Consider the following 15,697-nt stretch of genomic DNA (forward strand, 5'->3'; position numbering starts at 1 on the left):
GAGGCCGCCCGATGGTCGGACGGCCTCCCGGTACGGCGCACGGCGGGCGGAGGTGTCACCGCCGGAGTACCTGGGTCAGCCGCCGCTCGGGCGCCCGCGGCGGCCGCGGCGCAGCAGCCGGTAGCCGAGGAACAGCCCGGCGCCGCCCGCCAGGGCGATGCCCGCACCGGCCTTGAGCGGGTCGATCGAGTCGGCCGCGGAGCCGACGCCGGTGTCCGCGCCGCCTGCGGGAACCACGTTGCCGAACACGTCCTTGACGGTCGGGGCCCCGGAGCCCGGCGGGACGTCGACGCACGAGACCTTGAAGACCTTCTGCTTCGCCTTCCCGCTCTCGCCCTCGAAGTTCCAGGTCAGCTTGTACATCCCGTTGGGCAGGGACAGCGGGCCGGTGTGCCCGGTGCCGTCCGCCAGGACGAGTGCCCCGTCGAGGTGCCCGGTGCCCTTCGCCGCCGGCTGCGGGTCGATCGACCAGGTCACCTGCTGGACCGTGTCGAAGTTGAAGGCCGCGAGGTAGAAGCGGCAGACCTTGGGTTCGTTGCGCTGGTCGTCGAACGGCGTGGTCGTCGCGTGGACCTTGACGTCACCGTTGTCACCCGGTGCGCCGTATGCCGACGGCGCTGCCAGGATCAACGATGCACCGGCGGTCGCGACCGACGCGGAGATGGCGAGCCCGCGGAGGGCTCGGCTCGGGTGGGTGGTGTTCACGTGCGGCTCCAGTTTGTGCCGACCGTCCGTTAGTCGGATATATCGACTATTGGCTGGAGTCGGTCCGCAGCCGGGCACGACGGCGCCGACACTCGTGAAAGTCACCCGACTGCACGAGCCGAGCCGGGTGAGGCTTCTCCATTGGGAGGCACCGGGAGGGCCCGGTAGGCACCGGGAGGGCCCGGCAGGCCCCGGGAGGGCCCGGCAGGCCCCGGGAGGCTCCGGTGGGAAGGCTCACCCCCGTCAAGGCCGCAGGGCGAACAGCCGGCTGCGGCCGATGGCGATTCCGGCGACCAGGTCCGCGGAGACGACCAGTGGCTCGGCCAGTTCGCTTCCGGTGTCGTACCACCACAGTCGCCGGCCCGTGGCGACGTCGATCGCGTGCAGGCCTCGGCGCCCGTCGTGCATGCAGACGACACCTGCCGTCGGAAGGACCGTGTCGGTGCTCATGCCGCCGGCGTCGTACCACCAGCGGCGGTGCCCGGTCGCGGCGTCGTACGCGGCCAGACCGCCGTACGATTCGCCCTCCGCTTCGTCGCCTTGCAGGTCGTAGCGCCCCACCGAAGTGAACAGCGTCCCGCTGTCGACGACGTGTATCGCCTGGCTCGGCCATTTGTGGCCGGGGATGCCGGCCTTGATCCGCCACAACCGTCGCCCGGACGCCCGGTCGAGCGCCACGACCAGGTCTCCGGCCTCGGCGTACACGAGGTCGCCGGCGACCGACACATGCTGCGGGTCTTCGGCCGGGAACTCCCACCGCGGTACGCCGGTCGCCAACTCCCGTGCGATGAAACCGGTTTCGTACGTCGCACCGAACACGACCCCGTCGCGCACCCTGGGGCTCGTGAGGCCCGCGGTCACGGCGGTCCATCGGACGACGCCGGTCGCCTGGTCGATCACGGTGAGGTCGGCGCCCAGCCCGTACGTCACGAAGAATCCGCCACCCGCGGTTGCCCGGCCGGGACTTCGCGGCAGCACGACGCGCCACCGTTCCCGACCGGTGGCCGCGTCCAGGGCGAGGAGCGTGCCGCTCTGATCCGCGGCGGTCGCGCCGCGGGACTGCATCAGCAGCATGCCGTCGGCGACGAGCAGCATCTCGAACCGGTATCCGGCGCCTGGCGCACGCCACCGCTCGCGACCCGTGGCCGCGTCGAGGCAGAGCCATTCCCGCCGGCCGCCGGTGTCCTCGGGGATGAGGACGCCGTCGGCGCGGTCCCACCACACCCTGTACGGCCGCCCGACCGGACGCACCCAGAGCTCGGCGCCGGTGGCCGCGTCCAACTGGACGAGGCGCTGCGACGGAAGGAACTCCAGTGCGAGCAACGTGCCCGGGGGCCCTGCCACCAGAGCGTCGACGGTGCCGGTCTCGCGCACCCAGACCGGCTCCCGGACCTCACTCGTCGGCAGCTCCGGGCGGCCGGTGTCCCGGTTCGGCCATCCGCAACCGGACACGCCGAGCGCCGATGCGCCGGCGAACCCGGCCAGACCGAGGAAGCCGCGCCTGCTGAGCCTCGTCGGTCGGCCGCCCGCGTGTGGTGTGCCCTGCATGATCCGCCCCCGATGGCTCGACGAACGCCTGTGCCCTGGACGGTGCTTCCGGCCCGCGACGGCACAGTTGGCGCCCGACGGCCGACGCGGGCCCGACGCGCGCCGAGCCGGATCGTATGCCGCCACGGCGTGCCGCCGCCTCAGGCCCACCCCTGATTCCGGCCCGGCAGTCGGCGACCACGCAGCTCAGGCCAGGCGGCTGACGACCTTGTCGGCGAAGGTGCGCATGAAGGCGATCGGGTCGGGGACGAACTGCGCGACGACGAGGTTGTGGATGCCCGCCTCCTCGATCTCGGCGAGCCGGTCCGCGCAGTACTCGATCGGACCGGCGACGGTGGAGTGGCCCGCGAGCCAGGCGGTCAGGCCGAGTTCGTCGACGAGGGCCGCGTTGTGCGCCGCGGTCTCGGGTGACGCGTGGTGGGTGGAGTCGTAACGCCGCTTGAGCTCCTCGACCTTGGGCACCAGTGCGGGCGGCAGGCCCTTGCCTTCCGTGGTGAAGCGGAAGACGTGGTTCGCGGTGCCGGCCAGGACGGAGCGGACCTGGGCGATGCCCTCGGCCTCGGTGGCGGCGGGGACGACGTTGGCCATGCACCAGATCTCGAGGTCGGCCAGGGTACGTCCGGCTTCGGCCGCGCCCTCGGCGATGTGCGCCAGATTGCGCGTATACGCCTCGCGGGTCAGGGAGTTGGACAGGATGACGCCGTCCGCGCTGCGTCCGGCGGCGCGCAGGGTGCGGGGGCCCTCGGCGGCCATCCACACCGGGGTCCGGGACGGTGCCCAGCGTTGCACGAGGTCGGTGCCCTGCCAGGTGGCGTGGCCACCGCGGGTGAGGGCGCGCACCGTGCGGACGTACGTCTCGGTCTCGTCGACGGTGCCGGGTCGTACGCCGATGTTGCGCAGTGCGGAGTCGCCGGAGGCGATGCCGAGGACGAACCGGCCGCCGCTGATGTGCTGGAGCGCGGAGGCGGCGGACGCGGCGACGGCAGGGTGGCGGGTCTTGGGGTTGGAGACGGTGATGCCGAGGCGCTGGGTGGTGGTGCGCTGTGCCGCGAAGGCGAGCGAGACGTACGGGTCGGCCCACAGGGACTGCGAGTCGCCGGTGGTGAGCATGGCGTACCCGCAGTCGGCGGCGACGTCGAGCCAGGCGGCGTAGTCGTCGAAGTTCTTGACGGTGGTGCCGGTGGCGAACTTCACGAGGTGGCACCTCCGTTCGCCAGGCCGAGGATGCGGCGCGTGTTGTCGGCGAGGATCTGCCGCTTGTCGTCGTCGGGCAGTTCCGAGTCAAGGATCTGGCCGAGTACGTGGGTGCGCCGGTAGCCCAGGGGAGGGGAGTACAGGTCGGTGCCGAAAACGAGGCGGGACGCACCGTGGCGGCGTACGAACGGCTCGACGAGGTCGAAGGTGTAGGCCAGCGAGGTGTCGAAGACGAGGTTGGGGGCCAACTCGCCGACCGAGAGCGCTTGTTGGCACTGCTCGAAGGAGGAGAACGCGTCGAGGACCACCATGGTGAGGTCGGGGAAGTCCCTTCCGAGTTCCTGGACTTGCCACAGCGCTTCGTTCGCCGATTCGCCGATGGCGTGGACGAAGGGGACGAGGCCGCGCTCGCCGCAGCGTTCGATGATGGCGCGGACGAGCGGCGAGCCGACGGCGACGCCGTGGAAGCGGGCGTGGATGCTGATGCCGCGCAGGCCGAGTTCGTCGGCGCAGCGGTCGATCTCGGCGAGTCCGGCGGGCCCGTACAGCGGTTCGGTGACGCCGATCGCGGCCGGGAACCGGTCGGGGACCGCGTCGCGGTACGCCGCGATGGCGTCGTTGACGCGGCGGGTGTCGGTCAGCCCGTTCGGGCGCAGGTAGCTGTGCCCGGGGATCACCACGGCCTGGCCGACCCCGTTGCGGTCCATCGTGGCCAGGCGGGTGTTCCGGTCGTCGGCGATACCCCTGTCATCGCCGGAGTCGGCGCCGGACGCGCCTGACCGTCCGGAGGCTTCGGAGGGGACGGACGGCCCCGCCAGCCCTGACGGGCCGGACACATCGGCCACGTGGTGGTGGCAGTCGAGAACGTGGAAATCGGTCATGTCGCGGTCCTCTCGCACGCGCGGAACGGCGCGCTCTCGCGGCGGCTTGGGGGAGCCCGTGACGCCCCCGCCGAACTCCTGGGGACAACAGGCTCGGTGGGATGTCAGTCCACGACGAACAGGTCACGTGTGCCGAGTTCGGCGGTGACCTCCTGCCGCCACGTGGCCAGCCGCCAGCCGTGGGCGGTGCGCACCGCGTTGGCGTGGTACCAACCGAAGCACTCGTACGTCAGCGCCGCGTGCCTGCCCGCGCCGATGTGGTGCACGCGCATCTTGACGGTCAGTTCGGCCCGGTCGCCGTCGACGGTGACGCGGTGGTTGCCGAGCAGGTGCTGTGTCGGGCCGCAGGCGTCCAGATAGCCGCGGATCATGCCGACCACGGTCCGCCGCCCGTTGATGACGTGCTGGCCGTTGTAGTCGGCGGCCACGTCCTCGGTGAACACGTCGTCGAGCGCCGCCCAGTCGCGGCGGTCCAGAGCGTCGGCGTACGCGTTGGCCAGGTCGGTCACCGCGAATCGGTCGGCCGCGGCCGTCTTGTGCGCGGCGGACTCGTGCGTGGTCATGCCGCCCCCTGGGGGAGTCCGCCGGCCAACGGGTCGATGCGAAGGCGCGCCACCCGGGTCGAGGCGATGCGCCACGCGCCGCGTTCGATCCGGTATTCGTCGTGGTAGTGCCCGTACCCGTGGAAGCCCTGCGGGGCGCCCGCGGACGGGAACTCGACGTAGTCGAACATCGCCCACACCCCAGTCGCCGCGGCGGCGGAGGTGAAGGTGATCTCCGGCATGTGGCCGTGGTGCACCGTGCGCAGCGGGGCCAGCACCTCGGACATGAACGCGATGATCGCGTCGCCGCCCTCGTTGGCGAACCCGTCGATGTCCATCCGCGCGTCGTCGGTGAACACCTCCCGCATGGCGGCCCAGTCTTTGGTGTCCATGAGTCGGAAGTAGCGGGCCTTGAGCTGCTTGATGTCCTCGATCGCCGCGAGCCGTTCGACCACCGGCAGCGGTTCGGAGCCGGGTGAAGCCACGAAGCCTCCAATGACAAATATTCAACACGTACTGTCGAGCGGGTACGGTAGCCCTGCTCACCAACGAGATCAACAGGCAGACCGCGCCGACCTGGGATGGCGCCGGCGGCCGAAAGCGAAGGAGGAAGTCGACCCGTGACCGCCGCCGAGAGCCGTGACGCGTGGTCCGCGATGCCGTCCCCGCCAACCGACCGGGTGGTCGCCGTCGTCGAGTTCCTCGCCTCCCGGCCCGCCGAACCGGCCACCGTCGCCGAACTCGTCCGCCACCTCGGCTTCAACCGCGCGACCTGCCACGCGGTCCTGGCCGCGCTGGTCCGCTCCGGCTGGGTGCTCCGCGATCCGGCGGAGAAGACCTTCACCCCCGGCCCCGCGCTCATCGCCCTCGGCCGCGCCGCCGAATCCGGCGTCCCCGCCGCACGCGCCGCGGACGGCGAACTCGCCGTCCTCGCCAAGGACCTCGGCCTGACCGCCACCATCAGCTACCCCAGCGGCGACCACATCGTCGTCGGCAGCCGCAGCCCCGCGACCCCGAGCGGCGGCGACACGGTACGCGTCGGCCAGCGCTACCCGTTCGCGCCCCCGTACGGCCCCGGCCTCGTCGCGTGGGGGACCGCCGCCGACATCGAGCGCTGGCTCGGCCGCGCCCCCCGCACCGACGACGCCGGCCTCCGCCGCTTCCACGACGTCCTGGCCGCCGTCCGCCGCCGCGGCTACACCGTCGAGAGCATGACCGCGGCGTCCCGGCGCCTGGGCGAGGTCCTGGCCGAACTCGACTCGCTGTCCCCACGCCAACGCCCGGCCGTCACCGAACTGCTCCACGAGATCGGCGGCATCGAGTACCTCGACGACGACCTGCGGGACGGACAGCCGTACCCCATCAGCGTCATGTCGGCCCCCGCGTTCGCCGGGGACGGCACCGCCGCACTCAACATCAGCGTGCACGTGTGGCGCGACCTCGACCCGCCCACCATCCGGGTCATCGGCGAACGGCTGCTGACGGCCTCCCACGCCGTCACGCGCGAACTGCGCGGAACGACCCCGCCGGACTTCCCCGCCGCCACCCGGCGCTGACCCGGAACCGACCGCCGCGCACTTCGTCGAGCCGTCGAGGCCGGGCCCGCCGCAACCCGGCTCTCCGAAGCCCGCGCGACAGCTGTTGCCGACGGCGTGCGGTGCGCCCCCCTCAGTCGAGGCAGAACTCGTTCCCCTCGATGTCCCGCATCCCGATGCACGACTCGTTGAACTCGTCGGCGATGAGCAGCCGTTCGCGGACCGCACCGAGCGCGACAAGTCGTGCGCACTCGGCTTCGAGGGCGGCGAGGCGCTCTTCCCCGACGAGCCCGGTGCCGACCCGTACGTCGAGATGCACCCGGTTCTTGACGACCTTGCCTTCGGGAACGCGCTGGAAGAACAGTCGCGGGCCCACCCCCGAGGGATCGGCACAAGCGAACGCGGCGCCCCGGCGTTCGGGCGGCAGCGAGCGCTCGTAGTCGTCCCAACTGGCAAACCCCTCGGGCGGGGGCGGTACGACGTATCCCAGCACCTCGCACCAGAAGCGAGCGACGCGCTCCGGCTCCGCGCAGTCGAAAGTGACCTGAATCTTCCTGATCGACACCATCGGTCCACGGTAGCGCGCACTGGTCGCCGGGCCGGCCAGGGCAGGGCCGGGTAGGACTCGGCCGGGCCGGGCAGGGTCGCGGCTTCCCGCGGCGGCCGGCCGCCGCACGCGAACGTGGCCGAGATGACCGGCAAGCGCCATGGTCCGGGACGGGCGGTGGGGCTGCGTGGTGGTGCAGAACGAGTCGGTCTTCCATCGTGGCGACCCGGTCGGTCGGCCCGACGAGCGGGACGTCGAGGGATTGCGCCACCGGTCCCTCCTCGGGTAGGAGCCGCTGCACGACAAGGAGTTCATCCGCGCGCTGATCGCCGCCTACTCGATCAGTCCCACCACGGAATGGACAGCCCTGTGGGTCTGAACCCCCTCGTCACTGCGAACCAGCGGCCACCAGCGTCGCGGTGACGGGTTCGAGCTCGGCGACCAGCTCGTCGAGCTTGGCGGAGGAGAGGGCGTCGTAAGGCGCGGCGGCGAGTTCGTCGGTGAGGGCCTCGATGCGCTGCGTGGTCTCGCGTCCGGCGTCGGTGAACCGGCCGTCGGCGTCCACGAGCCCGCGCCCGCGCAGGCCGTCCATGACCGCGGCCAGCCGCTTCTTCGGCAGGTGGTGGATGCGCCCGAACGACTCCGGCGGGTGGATGCCCTGAGCCAGCGCGGAGAGTACGTGGGCCTCCGTACCGCCGATGCGTGCACCGACGAGGGCGGCCACATGCCCGTCGCCGCGGTGCTCGCGCAACATGTTCGCGGAATGCCACAGCCGGGCGACCGGATCGCTCGGCACCGGCAGAGTGCGCAGCCCGGCGTACATCACCCGGCCTTCCGTGGGTGCGCTCGTCGCGGCCTTGGTGGTCAGGTCGGCGGCGCGTACCAGGCCCGGGGAGTCGGCCAGTTCGTCGCCGAGGATCCGCCGGAGGGAGGCCGTGCTGCCCCGCTCCCGGGCGGCCACGGACGCCTCGGGCGGGATCTTCTCCCACGCGCTCGGGATGTGCCGCGCGGCCTCCCCGTCGGCGAAGCTGTAGAACGCCGCGTGCACGACCTGCGCCGGCACCCGCCCCAGCGGGGCGGCGCGGCTGGCGAAGTAGCCGTCCCAGTAGGTGCGGTGGCCGAGTGCGGCGAGCTCCTCGTTGCACTCGTCGGCGAGGTAGGTGACCAGGCAGATCGGCTCCAGGAGCTCGAACATGCGGCGGGCGGTGTGGGCCATGGCCTCCATCATGCCCGCGGTCCCGCCCCGTGGGGCGATACGCGCCGCCCGATCTCCGCGTGGCCTGAATTTCAGGTACGGCATCCGGGTGCGGCAGGCGCGACGGCCGGCGTACGGACGGCAGCTCCCCCGGCAAGAGTTGCTCGGCCCAGATGGTCTTGCCGGACTGCTCGTATCTGCTGCCCCACCGACGGGTCGACTGGGCGACCAGGAACAGCCCGCGGCCGCCCTCGTCGGTGCTGCGCGCCCGCCGCAGGCGCGGCTGTGTGTTGCCGGGGTCGGAGACTTCGCAGACGAGTACGTTCCCGCGGATCAGACGCAGGGTGATGGGACCGCCTCCGCCGTAGCGGACCGCATTGGTGACCAGTTCGCTGACCACGAGTTCGGTGGTGAAGGCGAGTTCGTCCAGGTCCCAGGCGGTGAGTTGGCGCGTGGTCAGGTCGCGGGCCTGCCCGACGCAGGCGGGGTCGGCGGCCAACTCCCATGTGGTGCTGTCCTCGTCGCCCACCGGGTGGACGCGGGCCAGCAGCAAGGTGGCGTCGTCGTCGCGCGGCGCGGCCGCCGCCGCGTCGAGCAGGTCATGACCGGCTTTGTTCAAGTCCTGGTGCACACAGTTGAATTGCTCCACCCGGTCCAGAAGTTTGCGCATGCCCCGGTCCAGATCGTGGTCCGGCTCCGCCACCATGCCGTCGCTGTACAGGACCAGGACGCTGCCCGGAGCCAGGGTGATGTCGGTGACCTCGAAGGGCATGCCACCGACGCCCAGCGGCGGGCCGGGCTCCAGGTCGACGTACCGCGCACGTCCGTCGCGTCCGACGAGGGCAGGCGGCGGATGTCCGGCGGAGGCCGTGCGGCAGCGGCCCGACACCGGGTCGTAGTCGACGAGCGGTTCCGGACCGACGATCGGTGCATCCTCCGTCAACGCCCGGCGCAGCAGCGGCCGGGCTTCGTCGAGACCGAGGGCGGCCAGCACAATGTCCCCGTGGTCGCCGATGTGGACCGGCACCTTCTGGAACAACTCGGCGGACTCGTTCGCGGAGATCACGCGCAGGTCGGCGTCCAGAACCACCAGGCCGATCGAGGACTGGGCGAACACGGCGGCGGCGAGGTGCTCCGCCCATTCGGGCGGCAGCCCGAGCCCCGCCACAAGTCGGTTGTGTTCGTGCACGCTGAGACCGCTTCCAGGACCCCAAGGAAAATCTTCTGGTACGTCCCAGTATCGTCCGGCGCGTCGGCGGGAGCAGGGGCGGCGGGATCGCTTCCACGGTGGTGGTTGCTCGCGCTGCCTCTGCATCGCCTTGTTAGCGCGCGCTACCGGCAGGCGTCTTTGCCGCGCGTGTGCGGCGGCGCCCCCAGTGCGAGGGGCACCGTCGCACACGCGTGACCGCTGACGCGGCGTACCGATATCCCCGTGGCGCGTGCCGCGACCGGGCCCATCCGGCGCGACGCACCAACGGGTGCCTCAACTGACGATGTGGTCCTCGGGGTTGGGGGAGCGCATCATCGACCAGTAGTCGACGAGTCGCCAGGGGTTGGAGACGACGACGCGTCCCTTGCTGTTCTGGTAGTAGCTGCGGACGCTGGGGTGGCTCCACACCCGCTGCTCCAACGCCTGTGCCACGGCCTCGTTGTAGGCGTCGTGGACGTCCTGCCGCGGCTCGATGGCGCGGGCCCCGCGCTCGTGCAGGAGGCTCAGGCAGCCGAGTACGTAGTGGACCTGCGCCTCGGAGATGATGTTGACGCCGGCGCCGTGGTTGGGCGCACTGTTCGGGCCGCCGAGGACGAACAGGTTCGGGAAGCCGGGGACGGTGAGGCCGAGGTGGGCACGCGGGTCGTCGAAGCCCCAGACGTCGGCGAGTTCCGCGCCGCCGCGCCCGGTGATCCGGATCTTGTCGAGCATCGGCAGCACCTGGTAGCCGGTCGCCAGGATCAGCACATCGGCGGGCGTCTCGGTGCCGTCCGCGGTCACCAGGCCGCCCGGGGTGATGCGTTCGATCGGTGAGGTCACCAGGTCGACGTGCTCGCGGCGCAGCATGCGGTACCAGTTGCTGTCGCGCAGAATGCGCTTGCCGAAGGGCGGGTACGCCGGGATGGCCTTGTCGAAGAGGTCCGGACGGTCCGCCAGTTCCTCGCGGGCGTAGGCCAGGAGCCACTGACGCATTGCCTCGCTGGCCGCGGACACCGACACGTCGGGCATCGTCCACTCGGGATCCACCACCACCCGCACGAAGTTGCTGTCGGACGCGAGCCAGTAGGTGATGAAGCGGAACCACTCGGCGTAGTAGGGGACATGCCGCATCGCCCAGCGGGCGCCGTCCGACACGGTCAGGTCGTCCTTGCGGCGCGGCATGATCCACGACGGAGTGCGCTGGAAGACGGTCAGGGCCGCGACGTCGTCGACGACGGCCGGACCGACCTGCATCGCGCTGGCGCCGGTGCCGATCATGGCGACGCGCTTGCCGGACAGGTCGATGTCCGGGTCCCAGTCGGCGGTGTGCACGGCCGGGCCGGCGAAGTCGTCCAGGCCGGGTATGTCGGGGCGTACCGAGCCTTGGAAGAAGCCCATCGCGGTGACGACCGCGTCCGCCCACTCGGTCGACTCGACGCCGTCGGGGCCGCGCGTGGTGACCAGCCACCGGCCCGTCGCCTCGTGGTAGGCGCAGGACAGGACCTCGGTCTCGAATGTCACGTGGTCGCGCACTCCGTGCCCGTCGGCGCAGCGGTGCAGGTAATCCAGGACGTAGCTGCCCTTCGAGTAGAACTCCGGCCAGTCCGGCATGATTTCGAAGGAGTACGAGTAGAAGTGGCTGGGCGTGTCGACGCCCACACCGGGATAGATGTTGGTGAGCCAGGTGCCGCCGACGTCCTTGTTGCGGTCGTAGATCCGGTAGCTGTAGCCGGCTTCGCCCAGCTTGACGCCCGCGCAGATGCCCGAGAGCCCGGCGCCGATCACCACGACGTGGAAGCCTTCCGGCGGACGCGGGCGGTCGGGGGCCGGGGCCTCCGGGGTGCCGGGCAGGTTCGCGAACCCGCACTGGTCCAGCAGGAGCGGGATGAACTCGTCGTCCACCGGCTCATGGGCGTACGTCGACGCCATCTGTTGGAAGAGCCCTGTCGGCATCGGTCCCGCGTCGGCCGCGGCCGGGTGTTCGCCGGTCAGTACCGCGGTCAGCAGGTCGCGCAGTTCGTCCGCCTCGGGCCGGGCGCCGCCGGATTCCACGTTCGCCGGATCGCAGACCGCGGCGAAGCGCGTCAGGTACTCCGGGTTCCGGGTCAGGTGGGTCAGCGACATCAGGAGCGTGCGCGGATCGGCCTGCGCGAGATGGGCCCGCACCGAGGCGGGGTCGGACCCGGGGCCGGCGAGGGGGAGGTCGGCGGGGGTGGGGCGCGGGTGGACGGCTTTGCGCCGGGACGAGTCGTTCATGCGTGTGCTCCGTACGACGGCGGCGTGAGCGGTGGCGACAGATGCCCTATTGGGTGGACGCTCTATCTAGTGAGTGAATGATGCATGCAGCATGTGTCGGTGTCCAGCGATGCCGGCACCGCCTGGCGCCGACCGTCGGCACGCACTGGAAGATTGCCGCGCTTGGGTGCATGATCTGGCTTTTGAGTGGACGCCTTGTCCATGGCTCCGTGTGTCTCGCCCAATTCGTTCCACCAGGGACGGCCTGCGGGCCGGACCTGTTCGCCAGGAGGTCCAGCGGTGAACCCATCCGCCCAGAAGTTCGAGCTCGTGCCCGAGCTGGCCGCGATCATGGCGGTCATCCCGCCGCTGCCGGTCGTTTCGCCGGAGACCGTGGCCGCGATACGCCGACGGGTCACCGAGGCCTCGGCGCGCCAGCCCCGCCCCGACATCCACGCCGTCGCCGACCGGACCGTGCCCGGCCCCGCCGGTGACATCCCGGTACGGATCTACCGGCCCCGCGACGCCGACGACCTGCCCGTCCTGGTCTTCGCACACGGCGGCGGCTGGTCCATCTGCGGCATCGAGACGCACGAGGGCCTGTGCCGGGAGATCGCCAACCGCAGCGGGTTCCTGGTGGTGTCGGTCGAATACCGGCTGGCCCCGGAGCACGTGTTCCCCGCCGCGGCCGAGGACTTCTACGCGGCGGCGTGCTGGGTCGCCGCGCACGCCGGCGAGATCGGCGGAGACCCGGCGCGCGTGGCGGTCGCCGGCGACAGCGCGGGCGCCAACCTGGCCGCGGTCGCCGGCCTGATGGCGCGCGACCGCGGCGGACCCCGCTTCGCCTTCCAACTCCTCGCGTACCCCGGGCTGGACGCCCTCTCGGAACGGCCGTCCGCGGTCGAGAACGCCGACGCGCCCATGCTGAACCGGTCGAGTTCGCAGTCGATGTGGCGCGCGTACGCCGGAGACGCCGACCTGCGCCACCCCTACCTCTCGCCGATCTACGCGGAGGACCTGACGGGTCTGCCGCCCGCGATGATCGTCACGGCGCAGTACGACATGGGACGCGACGACGCCCGCGCCTACGCCGAGTTGGTCACCAAGGCGGGCGGCACCGTCGACGTGCTCGTGGTCGAGGGCGCGGTGCACGGATTCCTCTCCTACTACACGCAGGTGCCCGCCTCGTCGGACGCACTCGACCACGCCTGCGACGCACTGCGCGCGGCGGTCGGCGAGCCGGCCCGGCGCTGACGCGAGCCGACTCCGGCCGCACTCGCGGTACGCCCGGACGGGGCATCTCCCGTCCGGGCGTACCGCTTTCGTGCGTCGGCAGCCGGGCGTGGCGAGCGGATGACTCTGGCCCACCGACGGGGGATCATCTATAAGTGTAACTGTTGCGCAAATTGAGACGCCCGTGACGGGGTACCGGACGCCGGACGCGCGTGGCCGGGCTCTCCCCGTCCGTGGCGGCGTCGGCGGCGTCTATGCCGAGGTGATGCGGGTGCGGGTGCCGATGTCTGCACGGCGGCTGCACGGCCGGCCCGCGGCGGCCCTGCGCCCCGCCGCGCCGATGACCTCCCACTGACCCTCGCGGCGTACGGCGATGCGGTCGCCGGGATGCGTAACCTGGGGTCACATGCGGTCGGCGCCGACGGGGCGCGGCGAAAGGGACGTGATGACTCAGGTACCAGGAGCGGCTTCCGCGCGTGGCCGCGGCCGCCCGGCGCGTCTGTCCCGCGACCAGATCGTCGACGCCGCGGTGGCGCTGGTGTACGAGGACCCGGCGACTCCGCTGACCGTCAAGCGGGTGTCCGAGGCGGTGGACTCGGCGCCGATGGCGCTGTACCGATATTTCCCGGACCGCGACGACCTGCTGCTCGCGGTCGCGGACCGGGTGGCGTCGGGCATGGGCTTCGACCGGCCCGCCGGCGCCACGTGGCAGGAGCAACTGCGCAACTGGATGACGATGAGCATGGAACACCTGCGGCCCTACCCGCAGTTGCTGCCGTACATCGCGTCCACGCGCCAGCCCGCCTGGCTGCCGTCCTTCATCATGCTGACCGAGATGCTGAGTCCGCTGTCGCTGGGCGACGAGGACCTGGCCTTGGCGATCACGCTCGTCGGCACGACCATCGTGGGGCAGGCCACCCTCGCCAGTAAGCGCACCCCGGTGCCCGACATGATCCCCAAGCTGCGCCGCGCCCTCGACGCGGCGAGCACGGAGGAACAAGCGCGCGTGGCCCCGGTTCTCGACGCCCTGCCCGCCGCCTTCGGCCGCCTCGACGACCTGGTCATCGAGGCGACCATCGACGCGGTCGAGTCGCTGAGCGCCCGGACGCGAAGGGCCGGACGCGCGACCAAGCGGGGCCGCAAGGCGCCGGTGAACCCGATATTCAGCAACGCCTCGCCGGCGTAGTCGGCCGGGGAGGCGGCTCGGCTCGGGATGCGGTGAGTTGGGCCGGGAGGTCGGGCCGGGTCGAGCCAGATCGGGCCAGGTCGGGCCAGGTCGGGCCAGGCGGCATCGGGTGGGGCGGGGTCGGGTGGAGTCAGGCCAGGTCGGGCGGGATCGCCGGGCGGTCCATCGTGAACTCGCGCCGTCGGATGCGCCGGCACGCGTCCGTACGCGCCACACGGTCCACGAAGCGCCCCGTCGTGTCGACGTCTCCGCTGTCCTCGCGCCGGTCCGGATCATGCCGAGCATGTAGTAGTGCACGGCGGCGCCCTCCGGTGTCGGTTCGATCCACATGTTCGTCACGACCTGCCAGGCGTGCCCTGAGGTCCACACCTCAGCGTCGTGGGCATGCCGGAGTTCCACGATGGTGGGCCCGGCACCCACCGCGGGGCCGTGGTCGGCCGTTCGCCGTCCGCACGTATCCCGGGCAGACACGGCGACCAGTGAATGGATGCGTCGGAGGTGAGTGCCCAGTCCGGACGAGTACCCTGGCGCTATGCCAGCCACGACCCGCCGATCACCCGAGTCCAAGGACCGCCCGTCCGGCCCGGACCTGCGCGCCCAGCAGAAGTTGTACACGCGTCGGCGTCTGATCGCCGCGGCGTGCGATCTGTTCGAGACCAAGGGCTACGAGGCCACCACGGTCGACGACATCGTGGCCGCCGCCGGGGCCGCCCGGGCGACGTTCTATCTGCACTTCACCGGCAAGGCCGACATCATCGCCGAGTTGGCCGACCGCATCTGGGCCGACACGGGTGCGAAGTTCGCCGCGTTCGGCGAACTGCCGGACTGGTCGCACGCGACCATTCGGGCGTGGCTCGACGCGTACGTCAGCGGGGGCGAGGCGAACCGGAAGGCGCTGGCGATCTTCGCCGAGCAACTGCCGCACACGCTTCGTCACCAGCACCAGGAACACGTGAAAGAGTTCGTGGCCCTGCTCATGAAGCCGCCGGAGCGATGGGCGCACTTCTCCAAGCCCGAGGGACGGCGGCGCGCGTACTTGCTCATCACGCAACTGGAGACGTTCATGCCGTCGTGGATGGCTGGCCGTTGGACGCGCGAGCGCTCGGCGATGCTCGACACGCTGGCCGCCGTGTGGCGCAACACCCTTGAGGCCGACCGACTCTGACCAGCCGACAGAACGCCCCGCCGAACAATGAGCGTCGCAGGGCGAACGGGCGAGCCGCGAGCCCTCGGGACAGTCGGCGCCCTGCCGGTACTTGCCGGTACTTGCCGGTCGGCAGGCCGGACGCGAGCGGGACGTCAGGTGGGGGCCACCGTTCCACGGCGACGACGCCGCGTACTACCTCGCGGTCAACCGGAACCGGCGCGCCATGGTGCTCGACATGCGGTCGGACGAAGGCCTGGAAGCCGTACGCGCGTTGGCGGGTGCGGCGGACGTGGTCATCGAGAACTTCCGTTCCCGGCAGCTCGTTTCCCTCAGGCTCGACCGGGTCCGCACGTCGAGGCACCGCTGTTCGAGTGCGGTGTCGCGGAGCTCGTCAACCAGGCCGCGCACCGCCTGGTCGGCGGTGTCGTGCCTGGCCTGCTCGGCAACCTCCGTCCCAACGTTGCCCCCTAAGGCCTGTCCCGTAAGTGCCGGTCGCGGGTGGCATGATCTTGATGTGGCTGGTGTGATCACGGCGTCGGAGCCGTCCTGGATAGCCCCGT

At 71.5% G+C, this 15,697-nt stretch carries 14 protein-coding genes and 1 pseudogene; 5 read left to right on the forward strand and 10 right to left on the reverse strand.

Annotation, left to right across the window (positions count from 1 at the left end):
* Positions 1-75 precede the first annotated feature (75 nt).
* From AB0C36_RS39760 to AB0C36_RS39785, 6 genes are all read right to left on the reverse strand, one after another.
* Entirely contained in the window at positions 76-705 is a 630-nt protein-coding gene (locus AB0C36_RS39760; RefSeq protein WP_358363828.1) for a hypothetical protein, read from the reverse strand.
* Between the two features lie 243 nt (positions 706-948).
* Positions 949-2,253: a PQQ-like beta-propeller repeat protein gene (locus AB0C36_RS39765; RefSeq protein ID WP_358363830.1), complete on the reverse strand. Its 1,305-nt coding sequence runs from the start codon at positions 2,251-2,253 to the stop codon at positions 949-951.
* A 186-nt stretch (positions 2,254-2,439) separates the two neighbouring features.
* Positions 2,440-3,447: an LLM class flavin-dependent oxidoreductase gene (locus tag AB0C36_RS39770; protein ID WP_358363832.1), complete on the reverse strand. Its 1,008-nt coding sequence runs from the start codon at positions 3,445-3,447 to the stop codon at positions 2,440-2,442.
* Complete coding sequence (locus tag AB0C36_RS39775) at positions 3,444-4,328, reverse strand: amidohydrolase family protein (RefSeq protein ID WP_358363833.1); 885 nt, start codon at positions 4,326-4,328, stop codon at positions 3,444-3,446. Before AB0C36_RS39775 ends, AB0C36_RS39770 begins: the two co-directional genes overlap by 4 nt.
* 104 nt (positions 4,329-4,432) lie before the next feature.
* Positions 4,433-4,891, reverse strand: coding sequence for a nuclear transport factor 2 family protein (locus tag AB0C36_RS39780; RefSeq protein ID WP_358363835.1), 459 nt, complete (start codon positions 4,889-4,891; stop codon positions 4,433-4,435).
* Complete coding sequence (locus AB0C36_RS39785; protein WP_358363837.1) at positions 4,888-5,355, reverse strand: nuclear transport factor 2 family protein; 468 nt, start codon at positions 5,353-5,355, stop codon at positions 4,888-4,890. The genes AB0C36_RS39780 and AB0C36_RS39785 overlap by 4 nt, the downstream gene beginning before the upstream one ends.
* A 135-nt stretch (positions 5,356-5,490) precedes the next feature.
* Here AB0C36_RS39785 and AB0C36_RS39790 point away from each other — a divergent pair, with 135 nt between their 5' ends.
* Positions 5,491-6,426, forward strand: a complete 936-nt coding sequence (locus AB0C36_RS39790) for an IclR family transcriptional regulator (RefSeq protein ID WP_358363839.1) — start codon at positions 5,491-5,493, stop codon at positions 6,424-6,426.
* Between the two features lie 112 nt (positions 6,427-6,538).
* Here the strand turns inward: AB0C36_RS39790 and AB0C36_RS39795 are convergent, their stop codons facing one another.
* From AB0C36_RS39795 to AB0C36_RS39810, 4 genes and pseudogenes are all read right to left on the reverse strand, one after another.
* Positions 6,539-6,973, reverse strand: a complete 435-nt coding sequence (locus AB0C36_RS39795; RefSeq protein WP_358363840.1) for a VOC family protein — start codon at positions 6,971-6,973, stop codon at positions 6,539-6,541.
* Between the two features lie 367 nt (positions 6,974-7,340).
* On the reverse strand, positions 7,341-8,168 hold the full coding sequence (locus AB0C36_RS39800; protein WP_358363842.1) for an SCO6745 family protein: 828 nt from the start codon (positions 8,166-8,168) through the stop codon (positions 7,341-7,343).
* Positions 8,169-8,376: 208 nt separating this feature from the next.
* A pseudogene (locus AB0C36_RS39805) lies at positions 8,377-9,462 on the reverse strand (SpoIIE family protein phosphatase); the annotation flags it as partial.
* 168 nt (positions 9,463-9,630) lie between these two features.
* Entirely contained in the window at positions 9,631-11,592 is a 1,962-nt protein-coding gene (locus AB0C36_RS39810) for a flavin-containing monooxygenase (protein WP_358363843.1), read from the reverse strand.
* Positions 11,593-11,871: 279 nt separating this feature from the next.
* Here AB0C36_RS39810 and AB0C36_RS39815 point away from each other — a divergent pair, with 279 nt between their 5' ends.
* The 4 genes from AB0C36_RS39815 to AB0C36_RS39830 all read left to right on the forward strand — a co-directional run.
* Positions 11,872-12,825 (forward strand): alpha/beta hydrolase, encoded by a 954-nt coding sequence (locus tag AB0C36_RS39815; protein ID WP_358363845.1) that lies wholly within the window; start codon positions 11,872-11,874, stop codon positions 12,823-12,825.
* 424 nt (positions 12,826-13,249) lie between these two features.
* Positions 13,250-13,990 (forward strand): TetR/AcrR family transcriptional regulator, encoded by a 741-nt coding sequence (locus AB0C36_RS39820; RefSeq protein ID WP_358363847.1) that lies wholly within the window; start codon positions 13,250-13,252, stop codon positions 13,988-13,990.
* A gap of 532 nt (positions 13,991-14,522) precedes the next feature.
* Entirely contained in the window at positions 14,523-15,155 is a 633-nt protein-coding gene (locus AB0C36_RS39825; RefSeq protein ID WP_358363849.1) for a TetR/AcrR family transcriptional regulator, read from the forward strand.
* 91 nt (positions 15,156-15,246) lie between these two features.
* Positions 15,247-15,697: CoA transferase (locus AB0C36_RS39830; protein ID WP_358363850.1), on the forward strand; the 451-nt coding region annotated here is incomplete at its 3' end.

It is taken from the genome of Streptodolium elevatio, assembly GCF_040649515.1.
GTDB lineage: Bacteria > Actinomycetota > Actinomycetes > Streptomycetales > Streptomycetaceae > Yinghuangia > Yinghuangia elevatio.